At 60.6% G+C, this 25,082-nt stretch carries 21 protein-coding genes, 3 tRNA genes and 1 pseudogene; 8 read left to right on the top strand and 17 right to left on the bottom strand.

All coding sequences use genetic code 11. The annotated features are described in order from the left end of the window. Positions 1 to 86: 86 nt before the first annotated feature. From MJO47_RS08360 to ispG, 7 genes are all read right to left on the bottom strand, one after another. A tRNA-Tyr gene (locus MJO47_RS08360) sits at positions 87 to 171 on the bottom strand. 44 nt (positions 172 to 215) lie between these two features. Beyond that, a tRNA-Thr gene (locus MJO47_RS08355) sits at positions 216 to 291 on the bottom strand. A 130-nt stretch (positions 292 to 421) separates the two neighbouring features. Further along, a complete protein-coding gene (gene rlmB, locus MJO47_RS08350; protein WP_305882421.1) occupies positions 422 to 1,174 on the bottom strand; it encodes a 23S rRNA (guanosine(2251)-2'-O)-methyltransferase RlmB in 753 nt (250 codons plus the stop codon). Further along, positions 1,174 to 1,914 (bottom strand): orotidine-5'-phosphate decarboxylase, encoded by a 741-nt coding sequence (gene pyrF / locus MJO47_RS08345; protein WP_253960684.1) that lies wholly within the window; start codon positions 1,912 to 1,914, stop codon positions 1,174 to 1,176. The genes rlmB and pyrF overlap by 1 nt, the downstream gene beginning before the upstream one ends. Further along, positions 1,911 to 3,122: a DUF4388 domain-containing protein gene (locus tag MJO47_RS08340; protein ID WP_253960683.1), complete on the bottom strand. Its 1,212-nt coding sequence runs from the start codon at positions 3,120 to 3,122 to the stop codon at positions 1,911 to 1,913. Before MJO47_RS08340 ends, pyrF begins: the two co-directional genes overlap by 4 nt. Before the next feature lie 27 nt (positions 3,123 to 3,149). Continuing rightward, a complete protein-coding gene (locus MJO47_RS08335) occupies positions 3,150 to 4,880 on the bottom strand; it encodes a proline--tRNA ligase (RefSeq protein ID WP_253960682.1) in 1,731 nt (576 codons plus the stop codon). A 142-nt stretch (positions 4,881 to 5,022) separates the two neighbouring features. Further along, positions 5,023 to 6,090 carry a flavodoxin-dependent (E)-4-hydroxy-3-methylbut-2-enyl-diphosphate synthase gene (gene ispG / locus MJO47_RS08330; protein WP_253960681.1) on the bottom strand — a complete coding sequence of 356 codons (1,068 nt, stop codon included), beginning with the start codon at positions 6,088 to 6,090 and terminating at the stop codon, positions 5,023 to 5,025. Positions 6,091 to 6,282: 192 nt separating this feature from the next. On the opposite strand from ispG, the gene rlmD reads away from it, so the two are divergent. Next, the gene (rlmD, locus tag MJO47_RS08325; RefSeq protein ID WP_253960680.1) at positions 6,283 to 7,716 is read left to right on the top strand and encodes a 23S rRNA (uracil(1939)-C(5))-methyltransferase RlmD; all 1,434 of its coding nucleotides are present in this window, start codon (positions 6,283 to 6,285) and stop codon (positions 7,714 to 7,716) included. Positions 7,717 to 7,789: 73 nt separating this feature from the next. Here rlmD and MJO47_RS08320 read toward each other — a convergent pair whose 3' ends face one another. Continuing rightward, positions 7,790 to 8,014, bottom strand: a complete 225-nt coding sequence (locus tag MJO47_RS08320) for a hypothetical protein (RefSeq protein ID WP_253960679.1) — start codon at positions 8,012 to 8,014, stop codon at positions 7,790 to 7,792. A gap of 2 nt (positions 8,015 to 8,016) precedes the next feature. Continuing rightward, on the bottom strand, positions 8,017 to 8,592 hold the full coding sequence (locus MJO47_RS08315; protein WP_253960678.1) for a DUF3365 domain-containing protein: 576 nt from the start codon (positions 8,590 to 8,592) through the stop codon (positions 8,017 to 8,019). A 96-nt stretch (positions 8,593 to 8,688) separates the two neighbouring features. Here MJO47_RS08315 and yedF point away from each other — a divergent pair, with 96 nt between their 5' ends. Both yedF and MJO47_RS08305 read left to right on the top strand, forming a co-directional pair. Further along, complete coding sequence (gene yedF, locus MJO47_RS08310; RefSeq protein ID WP_253960677.1) at positions 8,689 to 9,273, top strand: sulfurtransferase-like selenium metabolism protein YedF; 585 nt, start codon at positions 8,689 to 8,691, stop codon at positions 9,271 to 9,273. Between the two features lie 22 nt (positions 9,274 to 9,295). After that, a tRNA-Sec gene (locus MJO47_RS08305) sits at positions 9,296 to 9,391 on the top strand. 92 nt (positions 9,392 to 9,483) lie between these two features. Here MJO47_RS08305 and MJO47_RS08300 read toward each other — a convergent pair. Further along, positions 9,484 to 10,869, bottom strand: coding sequence for a peptidoglycan DD-metalloendopeptidase family protein (locus MJO47_RS08300; protein WP_253960676.1), 1,386 nt, complete (start codon positions 10,867 to 10,869; stop codon positions 9,484 to 9,486). Positions 10,870 to 11,158: 289 nt separating this feature from the next. Here MJO47_RS08300 and MJO47_RS08295 point away from each other — a divergent pair, with 289 nt between their 5' ends. Beyond that, on the top strand, positions 11,159 to 11,896 hold the full coding sequence (locus tag MJO47_RS08295; protein WP_253960675.1) for a DUF4197 domain-containing protein: 738 nt from the start codon (positions 11,159 to 11,161) through the stop codon (positions 11,894 to 11,896). Between the two features lie 113 nt (positions 11,897 to 12,009). On the opposite strand, the gene MJO47_RS08290 is transcribed toward MJO47_RS08295, so the two are convergent. The 3 genes from MJO47_RS08290 to dsrO are packed head-to-tail and all read right to left on the bottom strand — an operon-like array spanning position 12,010 to position 17,047. Next, positions 12,010 to 15,066, bottom strand: a complete 3,057-nt coding sequence (locus MJO47_RS08290; protein ID WP_253960674.1) for a molybdopterin-dependent oxidoreductase — start codon at positions 15,064 to 15,066, stop codon at positions 12,010 to 12,012. Beyond that, the gene (gene nrfD / locus MJO47_RS08285; protein ID WP_253960673.1) at positions 15,063 to 16,244 is read right to left on the bottom strand and encodes an NrfD/PsrC family molybdoenzyme membrane anchor subunit; all 1,182 of its coding nucleotides are present in this window, start codon (positions 16,242 to 16,244) and stop codon (positions 15,063 to 15,065) included. Before nrfD ends, MJO47_RS08290 begins: the two co-directional genes overlap by 4 nt. Before the next feature lie 11 nt (positions 16,245 to 16,255). Next, a complete protein-coding gene (gene dsrO, locus MJO47_RS08280; RefSeq protein ID WP_253960672.1) occupies positions 16,256 to 17,047 on the bottom strand; it encodes a sulfate reduction electron transfer complex DsrMKJOP subunit DsrO in 792 nt (263 codons plus the stop codon). A 290-nt stretch (positions 17,048 to 17,337) separates the two neighbouring features. On the opposite strand from dsrO, the gene MJO47_RS08275 reads away from it, so the two are divergent. The 4 genes from MJO47_RS08275 to MJO47_RS08260 are packed head-to-tail and all read left to right on the top strand — an operon-like array spanning position 17,338 to position 22,566. After that, positions 17,338 to 19,266, top strand: a complete 1,929-nt coding sequence (locus MJO47_RS08275; protein ID WP_253960671.1) for a sensor histidine kinase — start codon at positions 17,338 to 17,340, stop codon at positions 19,264 to 19,266. A gap of 2 nt (positions 19,267 to 19,268) precedes the next feature. Continuing rightward, on the top strand, positions 19,269 to 20,612 hold the full coding sequence (locus MJO47_RS08270) for a sigma-54 dependent transcriptional regulator (protein WP_253960670.1): 1,344 nt from the start codon (positions 19,269 to 19,271) through the stop codon (positions 20,610 to 20,612). Between the two features lie 60 nt (positions 20,613 to 20,672). After that, entirely contained in the window at positions 20,673 to 21,473 is an 801-nt protein-coding gene (gene ccsA, locus MJO47_RS08265) for a cytochrome c biogenesis protein CcsA (protein WP_253960669.1), read from the top strand. A 31-nt stretch (positions 21,474 to 21,504) separates the two neighbouring features. Further along, positions 21,505 to 22,566 carry a cytochrome c biogenesis protein ResB gene (locus MJO47_RS08260; protein WP_253960668.1) on the top strand — a complete coding sequence of 354 codons (1,062 nt, stop codon included), beginning with the start codon at positions 21,505 to 21,507 and terminating at the stop codon, positions 22,564 to 22,566. 73 nt (positions 22,567 to 22,639) lie between these two features. On the opposite strand, the gene MJO47_RS08255 is transcribed toward MJO47_RS08260, so the two are convergent. From MJO47_RS08255 to MJO47_RS08240, 4 genes and pseudogenes are all read right to left on the bottom strand, one after another. Continuing rightward, positions 22,640 to 23,401 (bottom strand): class I SAM-dependent methyltransferase, encoded by a 762-nt coding sequence (locus MJO47_RS08255; RefSeq protein ID WP_253960667.1) that lies wholly within the window; start codon positions 23,399 to 23,401, stop codon positions 22,640 to 22,642. Between the two features lie 8 nt (positions 23,402 to 23,409). Further along, the gene (locus MJO47_RS08250; RefSeq protein WP_253960666.1) at positions 23,410 to 24,021 is read right to left on the bottom strand and encodes a hypothetical protein; all 612 of its coding nucleotides are present in this window, start codon (positions 24,019 to 24,021) and stop codon (positions 23,410 to 23,412) included. A 131-nt stretch (positions 24,022 to 24,152) separates the two neighbouring features. Further along, positions 24,153 to 24,533, bottom strand: a pseudogene (locus MJO47_RS08245) (outer membrane protein); the annotation flags it as partial. Positions 24,534 to 24,567: 34 nt separating this feature from the next. After that, the coding region (locus tag MJO47_RS08240; protein ID WP_253960665.1) for an integrase core domain-containing protein at positions 24,568 to 25,082 on the bottom strand (515 nt) is incomplete at its 5' end.

Below are 25,082 nucleotides of genomic sequence, written 5' to 3'. Positions count from 1 at the left end.
TGGACTCCAGAAGGATCGACTTCCCAGTACACTCAGCCCATGGCCTCCTGGAAACGCCTACCCGACCTCATCCGGCGAGTTTCATATGGTGGAGGGGGGAGGATTCGAACCTCCGAAGTCTACGACGGCAGATTTACAGTCTGCTCCCTTTGGCCGCTCGGGAACCCCTCCAGGGGAATTTAAAACAAAAGGTTTTCAGCCCCTTTGTAGCTCACTGGAGCTGGCGACAGGAATTGAACCCGCAACCTGCTGATTACAAGTCAGCTGCTCTACCTATTGAGCTACGCCAGCACAGGGGGGGATTTATACAACAGTGACTTTCGAATTGCAAGCTTTTTTTCTGCTGCGATCATTCCCGCCCGGAACGGGTGAACGTATAATTCATTTGGCAGGCGATGTCAATGATTTTATATGCAAAAAATCAGCAGTCGTTCAGAAGCCGGCGCTGGCGAACAACCTCGTACATGGCCAAGGCTCCGGCAACGGAGGCATTGAGGGAAGAGACCGCTCCTGCCATAGGAATACATAGCAGACCGTCGCAATGAGCCTTTACGTTGGGACGCAGTCCGCTCCCTTCGCTACCAACCACCAGGGCAACGTTCCCCGCCAGATCGCAGGAATAGAGGTTCTGGCTACCGGCCTCTCCGGCAAGTCCATAAACCCATACTCCTGCTCGGCGCAGTTCATCCATGGTGCGGGCCAGATTAGTTACCTGGCAGAGCGGAATATGCTCGAGAGCGCCCGCCGAGGACTTGTCCACTACCCCGGTGACACCACAGGCTCTGTCTTTGGGAATGATCACGCCATGACAACCGGCACCCTCCGCACTGCGGATCAAAGCCCCCAGATTGTGCGGATCAGTGATGCCGTCGAGGAGCAAAAAGAATGCAGGCCTGCCGGAGGCCCGCCAGCTCTCAACCAGATCGTCGACAGAGGCAAAAGAATAATCTTCCACCTTCAGCAGGACCCCCTGGTGACGGTTGTTTCCCGCCAGCCGATCCATGTCCCGGCGCTCGACCTGGCGAACAACCACACCCGCCCGCTCCGCCTCTTCGATCACTTCCTGCACCCGAGGACCGAGAGGCTGGCGCGTTACGACCAGCTCAAGGGGGCGTCGGAGCCGGCTGCGCAGCCCTTCACGAGCCGGATTTACACCATAGACCCAATCCGCCATCAACGATTCTCGCCGAGAGCGGCAGCCATTTCATCCAGGATCTTTTCTGCCGCCTCGACAGGATCGGCTGCCGCCGAAATAGGCCGCCCGATGACTAGGTAATCGGCACCGGCGCTAATGGCTTCGGCGGGGGTGGTGACCCGCTTCTGGTCATCCAGAGAGGCAAATGCGGGGCGCACGCCAGGCGTCACGATGAGGAAATCGTCACCGCAAACCTCCCGGATGAGGGCGACTTCCTTGGGCGAGGCAACCACGCCGTCCATGCCGGCATCCTTGGCCAGCTTGGCCAGACGGGGCACCATTTCCTGAACGGGACGATCGATACCGACCTGCTTCAGCGTTTCCTCGGTGGAGGAGGTCAGGATGGTCACCGCCAGCAGCACGGGACGCTCGGCGGCCCCCTTCGGACAGACCGCATCGACGGCAGCCACCGTTTTCTCCATCATCTCCCGCCCACCCAGGGCATGCACATTAAACATGCGAACCCCGAGCCGAGTCGCCTCCACGCCAGCGCTGGCCACCGTGTTGGGGATATCGTGATACTTCAGATCAAGAAAGACATCCCCTCCTTCCCCGCGAACCATGTGAACCACCTCGGGGCCACAGCGGGTAAAGAGCTGTTTGCCCACCTTGAAAACCCCGACCTTTTCGTGCAGCAGCTTGACCCAGCGCTCCGCCTCTTCAAAGCTGTCGACGTCCAGAGCGAAAACCAGGCGATCACGTACAGAATTCTTCATCACTTGCTCCCAATGATATGTTTCACCCGGCGGGAGATCTCCTGCACCCGCTGAATGAGTTCCGTCGATTCATCCGCCCCCAGTTGGCGACGGGCGGCCATGCATTCCATATAAACCAGCTCGCTCAAGGCATCGGCCAGCAGTTTCATCTTGTCCGACTCATCAAGTCCGCCCAGATTGATCAGGATACGCCCCGCCTCTATGGAGCCGTCTTCGGCCAGGGTCACATCCCGAAAGACGTACGAAAAAGGTTGAGGCAACGTGTGCAGAAAAGCATCCACATCCTGGCCAAAGCCGGGATTCTTCTCACTCAGGCGCCGGAAGATCGCCGAAAGGGCCCCATTGAAAATGGACAGAATCTTGCCCAGGTCCCCGGATGCCTCCACCGAGGGGGCGTCCTCCACCCTCACCGCCTTCTTCTCGATCAACTGATAGAGCAGGCGCAGCGTCTCGAACTCCCCCATGCCGCTCCGGCGCAAAATCTCACGTACCGCGAGGCGTCTTTCGCCAATAAACAGCGCCAGACGTTTTTCCGATGGCGGCAGATCCTCGACACTCCCCGGGATCAGCACCGGCAAACCATCGAGGGAACCGATGCGACGCATGAAAAGTTCTTTCTCGTCAACGCGGCGCAGCCCCTCCATGATGAGGTTCTGGGTGCTCAGAGAGAGCCGGACAGCGTCAGCCTTGCCCGGGGGCCGGTTCAGGAAGACATAGCTGCCGGCCTGAAAGGCAAAGAGGCCATAGATGATGAATTCCACCTGCTGGCGCGTCGCCTGCCAGAGATCCTTGGCCGTGACCAGCCCCTTTTCGACCAGAGTCTTGCCGCCACGAGTCAGATCGACAGATGATTGCCGGACCTTCTGAAGTGCTTCCGCGTTCAGCTTCCCCATGTCAAAGAGGACCCCCCCCAGGTCTTCTCCCGGAAAGGTGCTCCTCGCCGAGACAATCTCACCCTGCTGGAAGCACAGGTCCTTGCAACCCCCTTTGAGTTCAAAGTGCAAGACGCCGGTTTTCCGGAACATATTAAAGAAGGAGAGAAGATCCGTTACCGAGACCTCCCCCAGCACACCCGCCATCAAGACCTCGCCCGCTTCCGGGGACGTAAAGAGGAGATGACAGGAGGAAGATGCGGTCAGCTCCAAAGATGAAACCGCAATTTTGTCGGCCACCTGGGGAGGAACATTCAAAAACGTGCTGTCAGCTGCCATAAGTCTCTACTCTTAAGTGGCGGCTTCTCAATCCCGCCCTCGATCAGACGCCAGGGCCGCCTTGATCTTGTCCGCAACCACGGCGGCCGCCTCCGCCGCCGGCAGCAGGCTCCGTTGCCCGTTCAGTCGCTCCTGCAGCTCCAGCGCTCCTTCCTTGAGACCACGGGCACCGACGGTCACCCGCAAGGGGATGCCGATAAGGTCCGCATCCTTGAACTTGCTGCCTGGGCGCTCGTCGCGGTCATCAAGCAGCACTTCGACACCGGCCTGCCGCAGATCATCATAAAGAGCCTCCGCCGCCGCCCGGACTTCATCATCGTTGGGGTTGACCATGGTGACGACGACCTGGAAGGGGGCGATCGGCAGGGGAAAGATGATGCCGTTCTCGTCATGATTCTGTTCGATGGCCGAAGCGACGGTGCGGCCGATGCCGATACCGTAGCAGCCCATGACCAGCACACGGTCCTTGCCCTGATCATCCAGCACGGTGGCGCCCATGGCCTCCGAATACTTGGTGCCGAGTTTGAAGACGTGTCCCACTTCGATGCCCCGCCAGATCTCGAGCTTACCTTCGCAGCGGGGGCAGGGATCCCCACCGATGGCCTGGCGCAGATCGGCGAAGGTATCGATAGTAAAGTCGCGATTCAGGTTGACCCCGGTAAAATGGGCATCCTTTTCGTTGGCGCCGGTGATGAAGTCGGCCATGCCTTGCACCTCCAGATCCGCCACGAGGCGGATCTTCAGACCAACGGGACCAGCAAAGCCACTCGGCGCGCCGGTGACCTTCTGCACCACTTCTTCCGGCGCCAGAGTGACCCAGGCACAACCGAGGAGATGCGCCAGCTTGATGTCGTTGAGCTCGCGATCCCCGCGCAACAGCACCCCCACGGTCTCGCCGGCATCGGTCTCGACGATCAGGGTCTTGAGCAGTCGCGTCGGGCTGGTCTCCAGAAAAAGGGCCACGTCCTCGATGGTCTTGCGGGCCGGCGTGGCCACTTTGCGCCGGTCTTCCGTCGCCGCCGGCGTCGTCAGTGCCCCCAGGCGGATCTCGGCCTTCTCCACGTTGGCGGCATATTCACAGCTATCACAGGAAACAATGGCATCCTCGCCAGATTCGGCCAGCACCATGAACTCGTGAGAGGAAGAGCCGCCGATAGAGCCGGTGTCCGCCTCGACAGCGCGGAACCTGAGGCCGCAGCGGGTGAAGATGCGGCGATAGGCCTGGTACATTTTCTCATAGGAAGCATCGGCCCCGGCATCGTCGAGATCGAAGGAATAGGCGTCCTTCATGATAAACTCGCGGCCGCGCATCAGGCCGAAACGGGGACGGATCTCGTCGCGGAACTTGGTCTGGATCTGATAGAGATTAAGAGGCAGTTGGCGGTAAGAGCGCACCGTGTTGCGCACGATGTCGGTGACGACCTCCTCATGGGTCGGTCCCATGCAGAAATTGGCGTCTTTGCGGTCCTTGAAGCGCAGCAGTTCCTTGCCGTACTTGTCCCAGCGTCCCGTTTCCTGCCAGAGTTCGGCGGGGTTGGCCATGGGCATCAGGACCTCGATGGCTCCGGCCCGGTCAAGCTCTTCGCGCACAATGGCTTCGACCTTGCGGATGGACCGCAGTCCCAACGGCATATAATTATAGATACCGGCGGCCACTTTGCGGATCATGCCGGCCCGCATCATCAGCTGGTGGCTGACCACTTCGGCGTCGGCGGGGGTCTCTTTCAATGTCGGCAACAAATACTGGGACCAGCGCATGAAAAACCTCACCTCTTGATAAAATTGGATAACGCGGAAAACAGATAGAGGCGCCAGAGGGCGCCGGCAGGTAGGAAAAGCTAGCGTATCTGCGGGCAAAAGGCAAGAAAACAGTGTACAGAAAGCCTCCCGCCGCGGCGATTCAGCCCTTTCCTTTCTGGTGCACCAGTTCCCAGGCTTCTGCCACCAGCGCATCGGCCAGTTCGGCTTGCGGCACCTTGCGCACTACCTGCCCGTGGCGGAAGAGCAGTCCCTGCCCCTTGCCGCCCGCGATGCCAATATCAGCCTCGCGGGCCTCGCCCGGCCCGTTGACTACACAGCCCATCACGGCCACGGTGATCTTCTTCGGCAGGTCGTGCAGACGACGTTCCACCTCTTCGGCCACGGCAATAAGGTCGATCTGGCAGCGGCCGCAGGTCGGGCAACTCACGAACACCGGCCCGCGTTCGCGCAATTCCAGGGCCTTGAGAATTTCCCAGCCGACCCGCACTTCTTCCACCGGATCACCGGTCAGGGAGACGCGCAGGGTGTCGCCGATGCCGTCATAGAGCAGTGTTCCCAGGCCGATGGCGCTCTTGATGGTGCCACTCCAGGTGGTGCCCGCTTCGGTGATGCCGATATGCAGAGGATAATCGACACGGTCGGCCAACTGACGATAGGCCTCCACCGTGCGGCGGATATCGGAAGCCTTGAGGCTGACCTTGATCTGGTCGAAGGAGAGATCTTCCAGCAGACGAATATGCCCCAGGGCGCTCTCCACCATGGCTTCCGGCGTCGGATGCCCGTAGCGTTCAAGCAGCTCTTTTTCGAGGGAGCCGCCATTGACACCGATGCGGATGGGCACCGACCGCTCCGCGCAGGCCCGGACCACTTCCTGAACTTTCCAGCGTTCACCAATGTTGCCGGGGTTGATGCGTAGGCCCTGTACCCCGCCCTCCAAGGACGTCATGGCCAGCCGGTAGTCGAAGTGGATATCGGCAATCACCGGCAGGGGGCTGTCGGCGCAGATCCCTCGCAACGCCAGAGCGGCCTCTTCGTCGGGAACGGCGCAGCGCACGATCTCGCAGCCGGCCTCGAAGAGGCGGCGGATCTGCACCGTGGTGGCCTGGACGTCACGGGTATCGGTATTGCACATGGACTGCACGGAAATGGGTGCCCCATCGCCGACAGCGACATCTCCAACGGTAATCCGGCGTGTTTTTCGACGCATGGTCGTTCCTTTCAGGCAAACGGCGGCCGCGGCTTCCTCCCGGCGCCGGGCGGCGAGAGAGGAGCGGCAAAAGTGGGCTTGAGTTTACGGCCGGCAGAGACCCAAGTCAAGGGGAGAGGACTGAGCCGTTGACAGGGAAAAGGCGACAGGTTAATGTGCCTCCAACTCACCAGCAAAGACAGGTCAAATACCATGGAAAAGAAGAAGAATTTTCGCAGCGGTGCGCCCCGCAAACCCCAGCGCCCCCCCATTGAACTGACCATTGAGCGACTCAACGACGAAGGGGTCGGCCTTGGGCACTTTGGCGGCAAAGAGGTCCAGGTGGCTGCCACCTTGCCCGGCGAAAAGATCGCCCTGAGCATCGAGCATGAAGGGCAGTATCGCATTGTCGGCAATCTGGAGCGGGTCATCACCCCCCACCCCGAACGCCGTCGCCCGCCCTGCTCACATTTCGGTCAATGCCTTGGCTGCTCCCTGATTCATCTTAAGGATCAGGCCCAACTCCAGTTCAAGACCGACCGGGTCAAACAGGCGCTGCTGGCCCACGCCTCACTCAACGCGGTTCGCGTACATGAAGTCTGGCCGGCGGCCACCACTCTCGGCTACCGCACCACGGCCAAACTCGCCATGGCCAAGGATCGCGGCAAAGTCAAGATCGGCCTCTACCGACGCGGTTCCCATACCGTGGTCGATATCGACGACTGCCCCCTGCACCATCCCCTCATCAACCGCATCGTGCAGGTGGTCAAACAGGAAGTCGAATGCCAGGGGATCTACGTCTACAACCCCGCTCGCCAGCGAGGCCTGCTGCGTTACCTGACTATCCGGGTCAGCCCGACCTTTGACAAAGCCATGGTCACCTTTGTCACTTCCGAAAAAAATTTCCGTGAAGTCACTCATTTGGCCAAGGGGCTGCAGAAGAAGGTGCCCGAAGTGGTCTCCATTCATCAGAACATCAACAGCTCGGCTGGCAACGTGATTTTCGGCCGCGACACCCTGAAGATGCTCGGCGCCGTCGATCTCATCGACCAGGTGGGGGATATCCGCCTGCGCATCGCGCCGACCTCCTTCTTCCAGGTGAACAACCCGCAGGCGGCCCGCATTTATGAACTGGTCCGCCAGTGGGCGGCCCTGCAGGCGGAGGATACGGCCATCGACCTCTACTGCGGCATTGGCGGCATCGCCATGAACCTGGCCCGGGACGCCGGCCGCGTCATCGGCATCGAAGTCGTCGAGGAAGCGGTGCGCAACGCCCGGGAAAATGCCCAGATGAACGGCATCCAGGGGTGCAGTTTCCGCGCCGGTGACGCCGCCGAACTGGTACACGACCTCACCCACGAAGTCCCCGCCGGCAGCGTCGCCGTGGTCAATCCCCCTCGCGGCGGCTGTGCCCCGGAGGTGCTTGAGGCGCTGGTGCAACTCAAACCCCGCACCCTGATCTACGTTTCCTGCAATCCCGATACCCTGGCCCGCGATCTCGACCTGCTGGCCGGCCTGGGCTACCGCACGGAAGAGATTCAACCCGTCGACATGTTTCCACAGACCTCCCATGTCGAGTCCGTCGCCCGCCTGGTGCCCGACCGGGACCGCCTGCCGCGCAAAAAGAGCCAGTTGTCCCCTCTCTAGAGGGCAAAAAACAAGAGGCCCTGCCGCTTCATGACGGCAGGGCCTCTTCTTCTGGAACGGAACAGCGGGTAAATCAGGGCTGCTGTTCCTCAGCGGCCAGCTCCTTCAGTCTTTCCTGAGCCCGCGCGGCATAAGAGGAAGCCGGATATTTTTCCACCAATTCCGTGTACAGCCGCACGGCCTGGGTCTGATTGAACTGTTTCTCCTCCAGCACGGCGGTCTCATAGAGATCCTTGGCCCGGTCCCCGCAGCCAGCCAGCGCCAAGGCCAGCGCGATCACTCCCAACAATTTTCGCATGGTCACTCCCCCTTACCGTTCAATGGTCTTGTTACCGTGAAGGCGCCACGGATATCGCCCGGCGAAAACCCTGTCGCCTGATCCTGCGGGTAAAGACGCGTCAACGCTTTCTGTACATCGGCATCGATATCCTGGCCATGGCAGAGCAGGCAGATCGAACCCGTGGGAATGGCCTTCATGTACCGCAGCTCCGATCGACCATCAGTCGACACCACCTCACTATACTCCAGAGAGGTCGGATCCATCCCCTGCTCCCGCAGCTGTTCGAAACGCTCCAGTACCTGTCGCTCCCAGGCATCCGGAGCATTGGCCGGATTGCGCAGCCACAGGCTGGTGCGGGCAACCTTCCCGCCTGATTCCTGGGATAGCCGCGCGGCAATGGCCGGGGCCCGGCGCTGGCAGACACTCACCGCCTCGGCTGGCCCCTGAGAGCGGATCGCCGACTCCAACTCCCCCTTCAACTCCACCATGAAGGCGCCCACGAGGGCGCGGCTCTGCGTCACCGCCGTCTCCTCCGCTTGGACCGGCAGCGCCATCATCACCACCAGCAGCACCAGAACACCTGTCCAACGAGCCATCTTGACCACTCCTTTACAAAGGGCAAAACCTGCTTGCAAATCACGCAACGAGAGACTAGTATAGCAGCGTTTTAAACGGATTCGAGAGGAACAACCATGGACACCCTGGATTGCCGCGGCAAAAAATGCCCCCAGCCGGTGATAGAGACACGCAAGGTCCTGCTGGCCAACCCCGCCGCCAGCCAACGCGTTCTGGTCAGCGACGAGACTGCCCGTCAAAACGTAAGCCGTCTAGCCGAAAGCTTAGGGCGCTCCGTCATCGCTACCGCAACCGAAGGGGGCTTCGCGCTGGAAATCACCGCAGGGGCAATACAGGAAGCCGCCACCTCGGAACCGGCCGTCCACGGCAAAACCGTGGTCTTCGTCAGTTCGGACAAAATGGGCAGCGGCGACGATGAACTCGGGCATATTTTGATGAAAAACTTCATCTTTACCCTGCTCGAGATCAATCCCGTTCCCGATGCGCTCTATTTTGTCAACGCTGGCGTCAAACTGACCACAAAGGGTTCGGACGTTCTCGAAGCGCTGGCGCGCCTCGCCGACCGGGGAGCCGACATCGCCTCCTGTGGACTCTGTCTCGAATTCTTCGACCTGAAGGAAAGCCTTGCGGTCGGGCGGGCGACCAACATGCTCGACACCGTGGAAACGCTTAGCAAAGCGGGGCGCATCATCCGCCCCTGAGAATAAATTTCCGTCACCTTAAGGGAGTAGGTAGTAGTCTGGTGACGCTCCCGGTCTTCAAAACCGGTGGGGGGCGTATCCCGTCCCCGGTGGGTTCGATTCCCATCTGCTCCCGCCAAACAGAGAAAGAGGGCTGTACCCCAACAGGTGCAGCCCTCTTTTTTGTGTAAAGGGACAACCGGCGTTGCCTGCCTCGGCAGGGGCAGCGGCTCAGGAGGATGGCGCTGCGACCGTCGCCGTCTGATGGGCCTGCTCGGCCAACTGCCTGGGCGAATCCGATGCCACCGCCGGCTGGGCGATGCGCTGGGAGGGAACCGCCATCAGGGCCACCACCTCATTGACCCGTTCGTTAAACTGGGCCAGCTTGCCTTTGGGCACGGCCGAGGCCATGGGGATGCTGGCCGTAAGGGGATTGACCGGACGGCCCTTGGTGTGCAGCTCGAAATGCAGGTGAGGCCCGGTAGAACGACCGGTGTTGCCCGAAAGAGCGATGCGCTGACCCCGCTGCACTGTCTGACCCCGCCTGACGAGAGACCGGCTCAGGTGCAGGTAGCGGGTGGTGTAATGGCTGCCGTGCTGGATCTCGACGTATTTGCCGGCAAAAGGGTGATTCTGCACACGGGTGACCACACCATCGCCCGTGGCCAGCACCGGAGTGCCGGTGGGCATGGCGAAATCGACGCCGTTATGGGGAGACACCCGTCCAGTGACGGGATGACGGCGGGTCCGACTGAAGGCAGAACTGACACGATACTGGCCCTGCGTGGGATAACGCCTGAAGGCGCGGGCCAGACTTTCCCCCTTGTGATCGTAATAGTTGCCGTCCTCGAAGAGGAAGGCGCTGTAGAGCCGCTTGCCCCGAAAAAGGCGTACCCCTTCGATTCGGCTCTGCCCCGTCCATTCCCCGTTGACGAACTGCTGGCTGCGCACGACCTGAAAGGTGTCGCCGGCACGGATATCCCGAGCAAAGTTGAGCTGGTCACGAAAGAGGTCAGCGATGTTGACCGTTTCATTTTCACTCAGGCCGACATTTTTGGCCGACAGATAAAAACTGCCGCTGATGGTGCCATCCAGAAACTCTGGCATCCATTCACCCGGCAGGACGATCTCCTCGTAATCAAAGGTCGCTCCATCCACACGGTGATACATCACCCTCTTACCCGGGTGGATATAGAGCTCCATGTTGGCCAACTCGCCGGTTTGCTCATCGAGGGTAAAAGTCAGCCGGTTGCCGGGGCGAAGGGTATCGAGAGCCAACAGCTGTTCGTCAGCGGCCAGAATCTGATACATGGTGCTCTGACCTATCCCCACCAGGTCGAAGATCGAACTCAGGGTGTCGCCGGGCGCGATATCGCGACTGCGAATATGATCCGGCACGGGCGGCGGGGCCGGGGCCTCGACAATCGGAGTTGGCGACAGGACAGGAGAGCTGGCGTCAAAGCCAGGGCCCGGAAGAGCAGAGGATGAAGAACGGGGCAGCGCCGTCAGCAGGAGACCCGGCAGCGCCAGAAAAAAGAGGAGGACCGAAAGCTGCAGTCGGCGTTTGCGGCGCCTGAGGCGGCGCTGTTCTTGGGTTGTCAACCAGATAGCGTTCATAAACGACGTAACACCGTTGGAATATGGTGAGCACGGGCTTGCCTGTGGTGAAACCTGTGCAAGAAAACTTGTTCGTTTTTGCCCTATCTGGATACCAAAAGTCAACCCCGAGAGGCACCATATCGAAATTTTTCCACCAATAATCGCGGATGTCGCTGTCCGGTCGTCAGATTAAAACCGGTGTGCTATGTTGTAAACTATTGCTGCTTGACCCTGTTTTTTTCTCTGAGATATGGGTATCTTTTCTTTAAGGACAACCAGATCGTTCACCCTTTTCCAGGAGATTCCCATGCGCCCATCCGTTTTTCTCAGCCTGTGTTCCCTTATCCTGCTTGTGCTTCTGGCCGGCTGTGCGGAAATGACGGGCGGCGAGCTGGCCGGCAACGTACTGCGGGCTCTGTCGACCAACGGCGCCGGCAGCGATATGGACGAAGCCACCATCGCCGCCGGACTCAAGGAAGCCCTCACGGTCGGTTCCGAGCGAGCCGTCGCCGCCACCTCCCAGCCCGACGGTTTCTGGGGCAACCAGCTCATTCGCATCGCCATGCCGCCCGAACTGACCACCATGGCCACCACCCTGCGGACTATCGGTTTCGCCAGCCAGGTCGACGCCATGGAGCTGGCCATGAACCGCGCCGCCGAAAAGGCCACCGCCGAAGCCAAACCCGTCCTCCTCAATGCCGTCTCCCGGATGACCCTCAGCGACGCCCTCGGCATTCTGCGCGGTGGCGACACCGCCGCGACCGACTACTTTCGGGCGCAAACCTCCGACGAACTGCACGGGCGTTTTTTGCCCATCATTCAGGCTAAGATGGGCGAGGTGGGCCTCTACCAGCAGTACAACCAGCTCATGACTACCTACAACGCTCTTCCCCTGACGCCCAAATCCAATTTCAATCTCGACGATTATGTTGCCGAGCAGGGGCTGAACGGCCTTTTCACCATGCTGGCCGCCGAGGAAAAGGAGATCCGCGCCAACCCCGCCGCCCGCACCACCGACCTGCTGAAAAGGGTCTTTGCCCGTTAAGGGTGCCGACACCAGCAGCTCTTCCCACCTTTACATAAATTTGGCCCCCTGCATGCGCCAAGGCATGAGGGGGCCAAATTTTTACGCAGACATAGCAGACGGTGCTAACGACCTCAGGCCGACAGCTTGCGAATGCGCACCGGAATCACCTGACGTGAGTTGGAACCGACGGCAAAGTCGGACAGGGCAATCTGTCCAGGCCGATCGGGATCGGCAAAGCCCAGCAGGTTGATACAGGCGCCGCTCTTGCGGAAGCGCAATCCTTCCAGAGTCTCCTGGCCGATCTGCACGGTTATCGCCCCTTCGCCGCTGCGGCCGAAGCCGTGTTCGACGCCGATGGCCTCCGGATGCATCCCTTCACGCACCCGCAAAAGCCCCTCGATACGCCCGCCGGGAGAGGTCAGCTCGACGACATCGCCATGGGCAAACCCCAGGCTTTCGGCCGTGCGGGCGGCGATATCGATGGTACTGGTGTAGCGCAGGTCCCGCAGGCGAGACGAGGCCGTATTGGGGGTGGAGACCACGTTGGACTTGAAACTGAAGGCCGTCAGCGGATATTCCGCCCGGGGATAGCGTTTGGCCAGAGGCTCGCCTTTGACCAGTCGCGCGGCGTAAAAGGTGGGAACGCCGCTGTATTTCTCCGCCGTCAGGGCGCTGCGGCTGGTGCCGACGATCTCGTTGTAGACGCTGATCATTCCCCCATACTTCTTGGCCAGATGGGCCCCCTTGTAGGCCCCTTCCTTTCCTTCGAAGCGGCCGCCGCGGGCCATCACATAGGCGATCTTGCGCCAGTTCTGCGGGCTGACCCGGCGCAGACGCGGCACATAGTCCTGCAGGCCAGCCAGGCGGATCTCTTCATCATCGGCATCGGGGACCGGCTTGCCGTCCAGGGCGACATTCTCGAAGAGACGCAGATAGAAGTCTTCGGGGCGCTCCAGCGGGTGCAGGCTGCCGTCGGCGGCCTTGATGGCCTTGGGTCCGAACCCGGGGAGACCAAGTTTCTTGCCCACTTCGATGACGAAACTGTCCATGCACACCGGTTCACCGTTGGCGAAAGCCACCTGGCGCGGCGCCACCACGGGGTAACGCACGGCATTGGTCTTGGTCAGCCAGGCCCCCCAGGGGTTGAGTTCGCCCCAGGTTTCGTAGAGCACGCTGTCGGGGACGATGTAATCGGCCAGTCGGGAAGATTCGTTGATAAAGGGGTCGATAGCGATAATCAGGGGGATGGAGGCCTTGGGATCTTTGAGGGCCTCAACTAACGTGTTCTCCCCGCCCGATTCACCATAGACGAAGTTGGCGTTCCAGCTGATCAGCGCCTTGAGCGGATAGGGATAACGATTGATCGAGCCGGTGATCAGCCCCGTCTCAATGGCGTTGGTAAACGGATACCACTGATCCTTGGCCGGATAGGGCTGGCCAGAGGCCTGATTGCGCTTGAACTCACTGGTCTTTTCATAGGCGATGCGGGTACGGTCGATACGGATGCCGGGTTGCTTGGGTTTACCGGGATAAGCCGTGAGATCGTAAGCGGCGCCCTTCATATCCTTGAACTTGCCGCCGCCGGCACTCATCCCCCCCTGGTAGTTGAGGCTCCCCACCAGGGCCGACAGGGACAAGATGGCCCAGGTGGTGTAGAAACCGGTCGTGTGCATGGTGTTGCCATGGCAGTCAACGGCGACTTTGCGGCCGTGGCTGGTAAACTCATGGGCCAGCTCGGCAATCTCCTCGGCCGGGATACCCGACTCCCTGGCGTACTCATCCAGCGTAAAGCGGAAGGCCGATTCCTTGAGCAGGGTAAAGGACGACTTCACCGCCAGCTGCTCGCCCTGATAGACGATCGTCTCATCCACCTCCAGGCGGGCCGCATCGACTTGGTCCGCCGTCTTGAGTTGACCATCAATGCCGTCTATGACCAGAACGTCCTCCTTCTCGGCCTCATCGGAGGCCTTGAGCATACGTCCTTCGAGGGGATGGCCCGGGGCGACCACAACCAGATGGCTGGCATTGGTGAAGCTCGGCTCGCCCACCCGCTCCATCGAGGCCTTGCTTGGCACACTGAGATAGGCGCTGTTGTGCCGGTTGTTGTCGATAATCCAGCGGATCATCCCCATGGCCAGGGCAAGGTCGCCGCCCGGACGAATAGGCAGCCAGCGGGAGCGCTCACCGGCGGCGATGCTGTCGCTGTTGGTGAGCATGGGGGTCACGGTAACGTAATGCAAGTTACCTTCGCTGCGGGCCCGGGCCAGCAGCTTACCCTGGCGCTTGAAGGGATTGCCCGCCTGCCCGGGCGAGGTGCCGAAGTTGATGAGATACTCGCAGTGCTCAAAATCCGGCTTGAGATGAGGATATTTATTGAAGTCGCTCAAAAAGGCGGCGTTGCCGGCCCGCATGGAGAGGCCGCAAATGGAAGAGTGGCCCGAGAAATTTTTGCTGCCAAAGGCCTGCAAAAAGCGAAAGACCATGAAATCCTTACGCCCTTCGTCGGTGGTCCCCAGAATGCCCAACTGGTTGGCGACGGTGCCGTATTCGGGATTGGCCGGATCGATGGGCGTCTCCAGATCACGGATGGCCGCCAGACCGTCTACATGCCCTTCGCCAAAGAGGTCGCCGCCACCGACCACCTCCTCGATGAGCTGCTCGGGCGAGATGGGGATCCATTTGTCCTCGCCGCGCTTGCCCGCCCGCTTCAGCGGGGTGAGGACCCGGAATTTGTCGTGAATCTTGTCGAAGACGACGTTGCCGCGGGCGCAGGCCGTCGAGCGGTTCTCCAGGCCGCTTTCGCCGTAGTTCGAGGTCCAGCGCAGGCTGTCGCGCAGAGGGGTCTCATAGGGGAGCCAGGGATCGCTGGACAGAGGATGATAGGGATTGCCGGCCGCCCGCACCACCGTGCCGCTCTTGTTGTCCACCTTGACCCGCACGCCGCACTGGGTCGTGCAACCGATACACACGGTACTGGCCACGGTAAAATCGGCATTGGGCTTCACCTGGCCATCTGCGTCGATGCGGGCCTCGGGCGCGGGGGCATTGCCGTAGATGGCGTCGGGTGCCGGGTTGCCCCGCCGGCTCAGGCGCGCCGCGGCCGTCAGGGTGTCGCTATAACCTACAGCGGCGCCGGCCGCCGTGGCCAGCCCCGTGATCTTGAGGAATTTCCGTCGGCTCTGTTTCATGACTCCAGTTCCTTTCCGTAATGACGATCCATCTCTTCATCCCAGGGGAAAACCAGCAGGACAGCGCAGAGCAGGGCCACAAAGAGCAGCCAGTTGGCCACCACCGCCCCGACACTGCCGGCGCCGAAGAGGTGGGGATGGTAGCTGAGCAGCCCCGCCGTCGTCTTGCCGATGGTCTGGCCGCCGATGACCGTGTTCCAGCGGAACAGCCAGACGCCCGCCGCCGCCACCAGGCCGATGGCGACCTGCCAGGGCAGTTTTCGGCCGAGGCGGGAAAAGGCGATGACCATGGGGATCAACAGACAGAGGACATATTCCACCCAGACGATCTCGTGGAAGTGATGGCTGAAAAAGTCCATCAGCCGGTAGCGTTCAGCGCTGTTGAAGGCGACGGCGAATGTCAGCCAGAAGAAGCGCACCACCAGGTCGATGATGATGGACCAGCCGAGCAGGCGAGCCAGGGCGGTCATCACTTCCCCGTCGATTCGCCCCGTCGCGGTGAAGAAACGTTGGGCCACCGGCAGCAGCACCAGCAGCAGCCCGGTGCCTGAGACCATGGCCGAGGCGAGGAACAGGATCGGCATCAGCGGCGTGTGCCACAGAGGACTGGAGTGGACGACGCCGAGGATATAGCCGGTGTAGCCGTGCACGCACAGGGCCAGCGGGATGCCAACGGCACCGAGGATGAAGCCTAAGCGTTCATCCTTGTGCAGGGCCTCCTCCGACAGGTCAGTGCGTCCCAGGGTCATGGCCTTAAAAAAGGCACGGCTCAGGCCGCTGTTTGCCTCCTGGAGCCGCCGCACCAGAAAGGGGCGGTAGAGCACCAGGGCCTCGGCCAGAATGAGGATGGGATAGGCCGCCAGCAGCAGCACCCCCCATTTCATCGGCGAGGTCCCGAAATTCTCCCAGCCGTAGAGGAAAAAGTTGATCAGGCGCCCGGGCTGGCGCAGATCATCGATGAGGTTCAGCGGCGCCGCCACCAGCAGCACAAAGGCGACCAGCAGGGAAAAACCGGCAATGGGCTTGAACTTCTTCATGCCGAAAACGTGAGCGAAGCTCGACACGATGAAGGCGGCGGCGCTGCTGCCGGTGAACCAGAAGTAGTTGGGAATATCGAGCCCCCAGGGCCGGGCCGGGGTGATCGACGCGAGGGTATTGACGGTCTGCATCATATCCATGAGGGTGCCTCCTAAGCCTTGGTCGTCCATTCGGCGGCGGGCAGGCCGTCGCGCTTGCGAGCCAGATCATCCAGGATCGGCGGTCCCGGCGGTTGCGCCTGCAACTCGCCGGCCAGGTTCCGGTAGTAGGTCTGGGGTCGCGTGCCGGAGGCGGGATTGAGCACCGCGCTCGGGGCGCTGGAGACCAGACGGGACACCTCGCTTTTAGGATCGTTGAGATCACCGAAGATGCGGGCGCCGCCGACACAGGACTCGACGCAGGCCGGAAGCAGTCCTTCGTCGATGCGGTGGGCGCAGTAGGTGCACTTGTCGGCGACCTGGGTCAGGGGATTGAAATAGCGCTTGTCGTAAGGACAGGCGTTAAGACAGTAGCCGCAACCCCAGCAGATTTTGCTGTCGACCACGACGACACCGTCCTTACGGGCAAAGGTGGCGCCGGTGGGGCAGACCGAAACGCAGGAGGGTTTTTCGCAGTGGTTGCAGAGCTGTGGCAGAAAAGCCTTGCGCACCCTGGGGTAGCGTCCCAGCTCGTATTCCGGCACCCAGGTGCGGAAGACCCGATCGGGGATGGTGTTTTCCGCCTTGCAGGCCGCCGTGCAGGCCTGACAACCGATGCACTTGGAGAGGTCGATGACCATCCCCCAGCGTTTGCCTTCCTGCCCGACATAGCGGGGATCCTTGGCGTCACGTCCCGGGTTACGGGTGGAAAATGCCCGGGCCGGGCTGACGGTAGCCACGGTCGCAGCCGCCGCGGCCACCACCGCCCCGAGACGCTTGACGAAAATTCTTCTGACATTGGACACGGGAGCCTCCTTTTTGATCGTACGGCTAAACAATAAGACGATGTTAATGATTATAGCGCTGTTTTCCCGGTTTGGCAGAATCTCCGGGCGGTTTCCTTACCTAATACTTCATTCAGAAGACGTGCCATCCCCTCAATTCTTTCCAACTACTTGGTATTGAAGGGATTTCAATTGCACTACCTTGGCCAGCGAATTTAAATATTGCATTTTGCATTGCAATTGGGGCAGCATGAGATTGCATTTTGCAATCCTTGCAACCCTTTACCGCTCGACCGATACGAGGCACCTGCATGAGAAGACTGACCATCAGCCGCAAGACCCTGCTGGCCATGCTCGGCCTGGCCATCCCTTCGCTCCTCCTGTTCACGGTGCTCACCCTCACCGCCACCGCCGATATTCTGCGCGGCAACAGCACCCGGCAGATCGGCGAGCTGGCCGATCATTCCGTCCACAGTCTGCAACAGCTGGTCGGGCGCTCCAAAACCACTCTCATGACGATCACCGCCACCCCGGGTGTCCACAACTATCTGCGCTGGCGCACCGAGGGGAAGGCGGCAGCCTGGTCCGAAGTTCTCGGCCGCCTGGAGGAGAGTTTCCTCGACTTTCAGCAGCTCGACCCCAGCATCCAGGCTATCCGCCTGCTCGATGAAGACGGAAACGTCCTGGTCAAGGTCCGTGAAGGCGTGGTCATCCCGCCGCAGAAGAACAAAGGCGCAACCCAAGGGCCGCCGTTGGTGGAATCACTCAAGAACCGGGATTTTTTCCAGGGAACCATGGTGCTGCAACAGGGAGAGGTCTGGATCTCCAACATGGAGCGCGGCAAGGTCGAGGGGGAAGAATACTGGTGTCCGGCCATGGTGCGCTTCTCGACGCCGTTGTTTTTGCCGGATGGCCGCCGCGCCGGCGCCATCATCATCAACGTCTGGGGGGACACAGCCGGCAGCCTCATCAACCAGCTGATCTCGCCGCAAGAGGGCGCCGCTTTTCTGGTCGAGCGCAATCTCGACCAGCCGGCGCGCAACGGCATCTACCTCTTTCATCAGGACAGCACCTGCCAATTTGGCAACCAGACCGGCAGCGACATCACGGCTTTCCAGCAATTTCCGGCCGAAATCACCGCCGCCTGGATGTCCGAACCACAAGGGGTGACCTTTCACCCCGACACGGGGGATATCCTCGCCCACCGCTTCTACTCCCCCTATGACGACCCTCGCCATGGCTGGGTGGTGGTGGTCAACGCCAGCCGCGATTTTTTTCTCGCCCCACTATCGACTCTGAAGCAGCGCATCTTCCTCTCCACCGCCGTGGTGCTGCTTTTCACTGTCGTGGCCGCCGGCTTCTACGCCCGTTCGCTCACCCGCCCCCTCCAGGCGGTCATCGACGGCACCCACCGCCTGAGCCAGGATCTGGGTCATCGCATCCGTATCGACAGCCGTGACGAGGTCGGTTTTCTCGCCGACGAAATCAACCGCATGGCCGACACCCTGCAGAGCAACCTGGAAGAACAGGCCCGTATCGAGCAGCAGATCTGCCATACGGAAAAACTCGCCTCGGTGGGAGAAATGGCTGCAGGCCTCGCCCATGAACTCAATACCCCTCTCGGCAATATCCAGGCGCTGGCCAGCCTGGCAGGCAAGGAGCTGGACAGCGGCAACCTGGACAGCGTCGCTCTACGCCAGGACCTGGCCGACATCACCGACCAGACTGGCAAGTGCAGCCGCATCATCGGCGGCCTGCTCAGCTTCGCCCGCAAACAGCATCCCAACCTGGCCTTGCAGGACATCAACGCATTGCTCGAAGAAGCGCTGGGCCTGGTGCGTATCCGTCGTGAGAAGGGGAATATCCGCATCGACTACACCCCCGATTCCAGCTTTCCCTACGTGCGGGTGGACGGCCACCAGATTCAGCAGGTTTTCGTCAATCTGCTGCTTAACGCCTTCGACGCCATGCCCGACGGCGGCACGGTGCACATCAGCTGCGCCGACGAAGGACAGCGGCTGACGGTACACATCCGCGACGAGGGGAGCGGCATCCCCGCCGAAAACCTGCGCAAGATTTTCGACCCCTTCTTCACCACCAAGGAAGTGGGCAAAGGCACGGGACTTGGCCTGTCGGTGAGCTACGGAATCGTACGGAGCCAGGGGGGGACCATCGAGGTGGAATCGACGCCGGGCCACGGGGCGACCTTCACCGTGCGACTGCCCAAGGGAATGTATTGACCATGAGTGACAAAATCCGCATTCTGGTCGTCGATGACGACCCGCTGACCTGTCGCATTCTGGAACGCATGCTGAACGAAAACTACCGGGTCAGCACTTATACCAACAGTGAAGATGGCCTGCGCCATCTCCGCAGTCAGGGAACCGACCTGCTCCTTACGGACCTCAAGATGCCTGGACTCAACGGCTTTGAGCTGATGGCCAAAGCCCATGAAATCAACCCGGCCATCATCGTCTTTATCATCACCGGCTTTTCCTCCCTCGACAACGCCGTCGCCGCTGTCAAAAAGGGAGCCTACGACTATATCGCCAAACCCTTCGAGCCCGATGACGTGCAGATGCGCATCGCGCGCGCCCTCAAGGAGCGGGCGTTGGAAAACCAGGTCGATCGCCTGCGGCAGGAACGGCAGCGCGGACAGGAACAGGGTACCCCCCTGACCCGCAACGCCCGCATGGAAGAGCTGCTGGAGCTGGCGCGCCGGGTGGCGATGACGGACAGCAACGTCCTCATTCAGGGAGAGACGGGGGTTGGCAAGGAGGTGCTGGCTCGCTTTATCCACCGGCACAGCCCGCGGGTCGAAGAGGCCTTCGTCCCCGTGAATTGCGGCGCCCTGGCCGAAGGGGTGCTCGAAAGCGAACTCTTCGGTCACGAAAAAGGGGCCTTTACCGGCGCCACGGCCCGGCGTAGCGGCTATTTCGAGCTGGCCGACAAGGGCACCCTGCTGCTGGACGAGATCGGCACCACCAACGCCAACTTCCAGGTCAAGCTGCTGCGCGTTCTGCAGGAGCGCCTCGTTCATCCCGTCGGCAGCAGTCGCCCCGTCCCCGTCGATGTGCGCCTCATTGCCGCTACCAACATCGATCTGGCCGAAGCCGCCCGCAGCGACCTCTTCCGCAGCGACCTCTACTACCGACTCAGCGTTGTGACCCTGCATATCCCCCCCTTGCGGGAACGAGGCGAGGATATCCCTCTGCTGGCCGGCCATTTCCTCGAAAAGTACCGCCACATCAATCCCCGCGTCAGGGACATCAGTCCCGAGGGGCTGGCCCGTCTGCAGGGATACGTCTTTCCCGGCAATGTGCGCGAACTGGAGAATATCATCGAGCGGGCCCTGATTCTGACCCGGGACGACACTCTCGGCCCGGACACCCTCCTTTTGGGCGGCATGGCGCCCGTCCCGTCCCAGACCGGCGAGGGCAAACCGCTAGCCATGGAAGAAGCCGAGAGGAACCACATCCTGCAGGTGCTGGCCCAGTGCGGTGGCCGAAAAGGGGAAGCCGCCGAAGCGCTCGGCATCAACAAAAGCACCCTGTGGCGCAAAATGAAACGATTCGGCCTCGATTGACCTTTAGGAATCCTCAGGGGGCAGGCCTCTCCCCCGCTCAAAGGAGAAGACACCGCCATCATGATATCCCTAGAATCCCTGTACCCGCTCCAAGGCGCCCTTGGGCTCTACCTGACCGCCGCCCTCGTACAACTTGGGTTGCTCGGCGGCGAGCGCCGAACCTGGCGCCTGTTTGCCCTCGCCTTGACGATTGCGGCCTTTGTTCTGCAGACCCTCTACCTGGCCGCCGCCTGGCGGCAAATGGGCTACCTGCCGGTGACCAACCTCTTTTCGACCCTGGTCTTCTTCAGCTGGGCCATGGGGGGCACCTTTCTCTACTTCGAGCTGCGCTACCGCATTGGCGCCGCCGGCCTGTTCGTGCTGGCGGTGACCTTGGCGCTGCTTGGCACCGCTATAAAACGCGGGGTGACGATTTCACCCCTCATCCCGGCTCTCGACACGCCCCTCTTCACCCTGCATGTGGCCTTCTCCTTCATGGGCTACGCCCTCTTCGCCATGGCCTTCTCCGTGGCCATGGCCTACCTGACCCCTGCCGCCCTGCGTCCACGCAGCATGCCGCCGCGGGAGCTGCTGCGCCGCCACAACGAGGAGGCTGTCCTGCTCGGGTTCGTCTTCTTCACCCTGTGCATGGTCAGCGGCAGCATCTGGGCCCATGTCGCCTGGGGCCACTGGTTTTCCTGGAACATCAAGGGGGTCTGGTCCTTTATCGTCTGGCTCTTTTACGCCGGCATGTGCCACGCCAAGTTCGTGCGACGCTGGCAGGGTGAAGGCTACGCCCTCCTCTCAGTCGCCGGCTTCGCCCTTGTCCTCTTCACCTATCTGGGCATCGGCCTGCTGCTGCAAAGCAATCATCCTCTGTAAAAAACCAAAGACCTCGCCTGAAAGCAAAGATATGACCACACATCGAAGCAAAATATGGGAGTGGCTCACCTCCCTCAAGCTCGCCATCGTGCTGGCTTCCTTGGCCACCCTGGTGATCATGGTCGGCTCGCTTATCATGCACTACCATCCGCGCCTCTTCGGCGATCTCGATGCCGTCACCCTGGGGGCCTTCTATCCGGCGGCCGCCCGGCAGGCGCCGCTGCTCACCCTGTGGATGCCCGTCGCCGCCCTGCTGATCATTGCCTTTGCCATCAACACCCTCTGCTGCTTCCTCGACTGGTTGCCGCGTCTGCGCAGCCGCTGGCGCAAGACGGGCGAATACCTCATCCACCTCGGTTTCTGCCTGCTGGTGATCGCCTTCTTCTGGGGCCAGTTCAGCGGCTATCGCACCGCCGGCAACCTGCTGGCCGTGGGCGAAACCCTGAATCTGCCCCAGCATCCCGACCTCAGTCTGCGCCTCGACGACTTCCGGCCCATTTTCGACGAAAGCGGCCGCCGCCCCCTCGACATGGTCAACGAGCTGACCCTGCTGCGAAATGGCAAAGAAATGTTTCGCCAGCAGGTACGCACCAACCACCCCCTGAGCCACCAGGGGCTGATCGTCCTGGCCGCCAGCTTCCAGCAGGAAGCCGACGGCTTTTCCTTTCACGCCCCGGGCTTCGGCCGCGTGGACCTCCAAGAAGGCACACGCCTCATCCTCCCCGGTGGCGCCACCCTCGCCGTACTGGATTTTCTCCCCACGGCCCGCCGTCTAGGCGAACGCGTGGTGGCCATGGGCCGCGACCTGAATAATCCGGCCCTGCACCTGCAGCTGATGGCCAGCGACGGCCAGCTCCGCTGGCAGGGCTGGTACTTCCTGCGTCAGGGCCCGCCCGCCACCCTCGTTGAACAAGGCCTTAACCTGCGGCCTCTGCAACCCATCGTGCGCACCTCTTCCGTGCTCACCATCAACTACGATCCCGGCGCCAGTATGGCTCTGGCCGGCGGCGTCCTCATGGGCACCGGCGTCCTTATCGCCATCTTTTCCTACTACACCAAACGACGCCGACAGGACCGGCCCCATGTGGTCTGAGACCGGTGTTCAGACTTGAAACAGTGATTCAATAAAGGGATTTGAGGCAGGAGGGATGTGGGTCCGGCCGGTATCAGCGCCGGCGGGCGACAAAAAACTCGTAGCCGTAATAGTTAGCATAGTGACGGTGCATTTCCGGCTCTTTGGCGATTTCATCCAAAATAGTCAGCGCCTCGCGGTCATTGGCGTACTGGTGACGCATGGCTTCGATACGGGCCAACATGGGCGTGTAGAAATCATCCCACCAGGCCGCGTCAGGCAGGGTGAAGTGATCGAGCAGCTCGAAGCCGCCCTGGGTGATGGCAGCCGCCACCTCCGCCGCCCAGCCCAGAGTTACCCCCTCCTGCTCGAAGGCGGCCCTGACCTCTTCCGGCGGGTTTTCCCGGCGCCAGACCGCATCGGTAAAGGCGAGGTATCCCCCCGGCCGTAGCAGTTCGAGGCAGATGGGCAGCGCCATCTCTATGCCGATATTGTAGAGCGCCCCCTCCGACCAGATGAGATCGAAACTCGCTGTTGGCAGTTCCAGCTGCGCCATATCGCCGACCTGGGCCTTGGCACGGCGCGAAAGCCCGCGCTCGGCCAGAGTCTGCCGCAGCCGTTCAATGCTGGGGGCATGGCTGTCAATGGCCAGGATAGATCCGGCGGTGAGCTCAGCCAGGTAAAGCGTCTGCGCCCCCGTACCGCAGCCCAGATCGAGAATCCTCGGGACCGGCGGCAACTCCCGGCAAAGACGCAGCGCCCTCTCGGCGCAGGCCCGGCTGCCCGGCCCCTGCCTTGGCAGGGATTCAAAAAGTTCGAGAAAAAGTGCCATGAATCGTGGGTTGGTTTTACTCATGATCCTTCCTACTGTCCCCACTCATCAAATCCCCAGGACTTGAAGCGCGGCACCCAGGGCGAAGGCTCTTCAATCGGGTAGGCCGAATCAGGCGCCTCGGTGGTCGGCTCCGGTTTCGGCGGAGGAGGGTCGGATTCAGACGGTGCCGCTGCCGAGGTTGAGGTTTTCTCCGTTGACGCACTTGGGGGGCGCTGCGCCTGTTTTTTGCGGATGCCGTCAAAAAGGGCTTTCACCCCCTGGCTCGGATCTTCCGAAGGGAGCAGAAAATAACTGTTTTCCGCGACAAGTGACTGATCGGCTGTGTCGTAAAAACGGACATGTAGACTCTTCGGCCGCATAAAACGGCGCCCCGTCTCATCGACATCAAGACCTTCACCCACGGTAAAATGCACCCGCATCTGTGCCGTGGACGATTCCCCCCTCAACACCTCGTAACCCATCCCCGTCAGTTCGTCCTCTGCCGCCGCCAGCAGGTCGCCATACCTGTCATTTTCCGGCCCCTGCAAGGCGACAGACGAGACCTGGCTCCAGTCAAACCCCGGTTGCACTTTCGCATACCAGGAAGCGCAGCCGGCCAGAAAAACGATCAGACCAACAATTAAAAAACGTAACCGATGCATGGCAAAATTCTCTCCTGGCGGATTAAGGGCAAAAACCTCATGAGAGTTAAGAATGCCCGCGATAAACACTTTCGGAAAAAAATCCGCGCCCAAATCGGGCGCGGAAAATTCAGGTAGCGGGTCATTAAGATTTAGAAGTTGAAGCGTAGACCAACCAGAACGTTATGAGACTGATATTCTGAATCCAGTCCCTCAAAATCCGGGTCTTCCGTGGCAAAATAGCGATATTGCACATCTAGAGATACCTGTTTATTGGCTGCATAAGTGCCGCCAACAGCTACCTGATAGGCAAAAACGTCATCGTCTTCGCTGCCAAAGCCGTCAATATCCCCTTCAACATTGGCAAAACCGAGGCCGAAACCGACAAAGGGGGAAAAGAATTCATTGGGCATGAAATCAACAAACATATTCCCCATCAACGAAAGAGTCGTAACGTCACCATCGATTTTGAAAGTGCCTACGCCGTCATATGTAAACTTATCGAGGTCATTGGCACGGTAGCCAATTTCACCTTCAAGTCTTAAGTGTTAGATCTGAACGCGTTGTTTACACTTTTAAGCCATAGAAATGATCCAGCAATTTTTCGTATGGCGTTAGATCGTCAATGCCCTTGTGGGGCTTGACCGTGTTGTAAAAGTTGATGAAGCGCAGCAGGCTGAAATGGCGGTTCTTACGATCTTTGAACGTCTCCTGCTGATGCCACATCTCCATGATTGTGCGGATAACACGCTCGGCTTTGCCGTTGGTCTGGGGCCGGCTGATCCGCGTAAACTTCTGGCCGATACCGAGTTCGTTACAAGCCTTGACGAAAGCATGTTCGCCAGTGCCTTTAAATTCTTTGCCGTTGTCTGAGTAGGTGTATTCGATGGTGTAAGGGCATTCATCGACCACCTGACGCAGAAAGAGTTCGGCACTGTGTTGTGTCTTGTCCGGGAATACCCCTGCATAGAGTTCCCGGGAATAATCATCAATGGCGACGAACAGATACTCGCGTGGCAGCGTCTGATCTTCGCCCTTGATCAACGGGAGCCGCTTGCTGTCGAAGTGAACCAGCTCTCCAG

Origin of the sequence: Desulfuromonas sp. KJ2020 (genome assembly GCF_024197615.1) — a bacterium.
Taxonomy (GTDB): domain Bacteria; phylum Desulfobacterota; class Desulfuromonadia; order Desulfuromonadales; family SZUA-540; genus SZUA-540.
Note: the sequence above shows the minus strand (reverse complement) of the source record. Positions and strands in the feature narration are given on the sequence as shown.

What these genes read in the sequence shown, in the direction of transcription:
- MJO47_RS08315 (WP_253960678.1), bottom strand. Translation starts at nt 8,592, where the DNA reads ATGGCTCGTTGGACAGGTGTTCTGGTGCTGCTGGTGGTGATGATGGCG.
- yedF (WP_253960677.1), top strand. Translation starts at nt 8,689, where the DNA reads ATGGACACCCTGGATTGCCGCGGCAAAAAATGCCCCCAGCCGGTGATA.
- MJO47_RS08295 (WP_253960675.1), top strand. Translation starts at nt 11,159, where the DNA reads ATGCGCCCATCCGTTTTTCTCAGCCTGTGTTCCCTTATCCTGCTTGTG.
- MJO47_RS08275 (WP_253960671.1), top strand. Translation starts at nt 17,338, where the DNA reads ATGAGAAGACTGACCATCAGCCGCAAGACCCTGCTGGCCATGCTCGGC.
- MJO47_RS08250 (WP_253960666.1), bottom strand. Translation starts at nt 24,021, where the DNA reads ATGCATCGGTTACGTTTTTTAATTGTTGGTCTGATCGTTTTTCTGGCC.
- rlmD (WP_253960680.1), top strand. Translation starts at nt 6,283, where the DNA reads ATGGAAAAGAAGAAGAATTTTCGCAGCGGTGCGCCCCGCAAACCCCAG.
- rlmB (WP_305882421.1), bottom strand. Translation starts at nt 1,174, where the DNA reads ATGGCGGATTGGGTCTATGGTGTAAATCCGGCTCGTGAAGGGCTGCGC.
- MJO47_RS08335 (WP_253960682.1), bottom strand. Translation starts at nt 4,880, where the DNA reads ATGCGCTGGTCCCAGTATTTGTTGCCGACATTGAAAGAGACCCCCGCC.
- MJO47_RS08300 (WP_253960676.1), bottom strand. Translation starts at nt 10,869, where the DNA reads ATGAACGCTATCTGGTTGACAACCCAAGAACAGCGCCGCCTCAGGCGC.
- ispG (WP_253960681.1), bottom strand. Translation starts at nt 6,090, where the DNA reads ATGCGTCGAAAAACACGCCGGATTACCGTTGGAGATGTCGCTGTCGGC.
- MJO47_RS08255 (WP_253960667.1), bottom strand. Translation starts at nt 23,401, where the DNA reads ATGAGTAAAACCAACCCACGATTCATGGCACTTTTTCTCGAACTTTTT.
- nrfD (WP_253960673.1), bottom strand. Translation starts at nt 16,244, where the DNA reads ATGGATATGATGCAGACCGTCAATACCCTCGCGTCGATCACCCCGGCC.
- MJO47_RS08340 (WP_253960683.1), bottom strand. Translation starts at nt 3,122, where the DNA reads ATGGCAGCTGACAGCACGTTTTTGAATGTTCCTCCCCAGGTGGCCGAC.
- MJO47_RS08270 (WP_253960670.1), top strand. Translation starts at nt 19,269, where the DNA reads ATGAGTGACAAAATCCGCATTCTGGTCGTCGATGACGACCCGCTGACC.
- MJO47_RS08260 (WP_253960668.1), top strand. Translation starts at nt 21,505, where the DNA reads ATGACCACACATCGAAGCAAAATATGGGAGTGGCTCACCTCCCTCAAG.
- MJO47_RS08290 (WP_253960674.1), bottom strand. Translation starts at nt 15,066, where the DNA reads ATGAAACAGAGCCGACGGAAATTCCTCAAGATCACGGGGCTGGCCACG.
- MJO47_RS08320 (WP_253960679.1), bottom strand. Translation starts at nt 8,014, where the DNA reads ATGCGAAAATTGTTGGGAGTGATCGCGCTGGCCTTGGCGCTGGCTGGC.
- ccsA (WP_253960669.1), top strand. Translation starts at nt 20,673, where the DNA reads ATGATATCCCTAGAATCCCTGTACCCGCTCCAAGGCGCCCTTGGGCTC.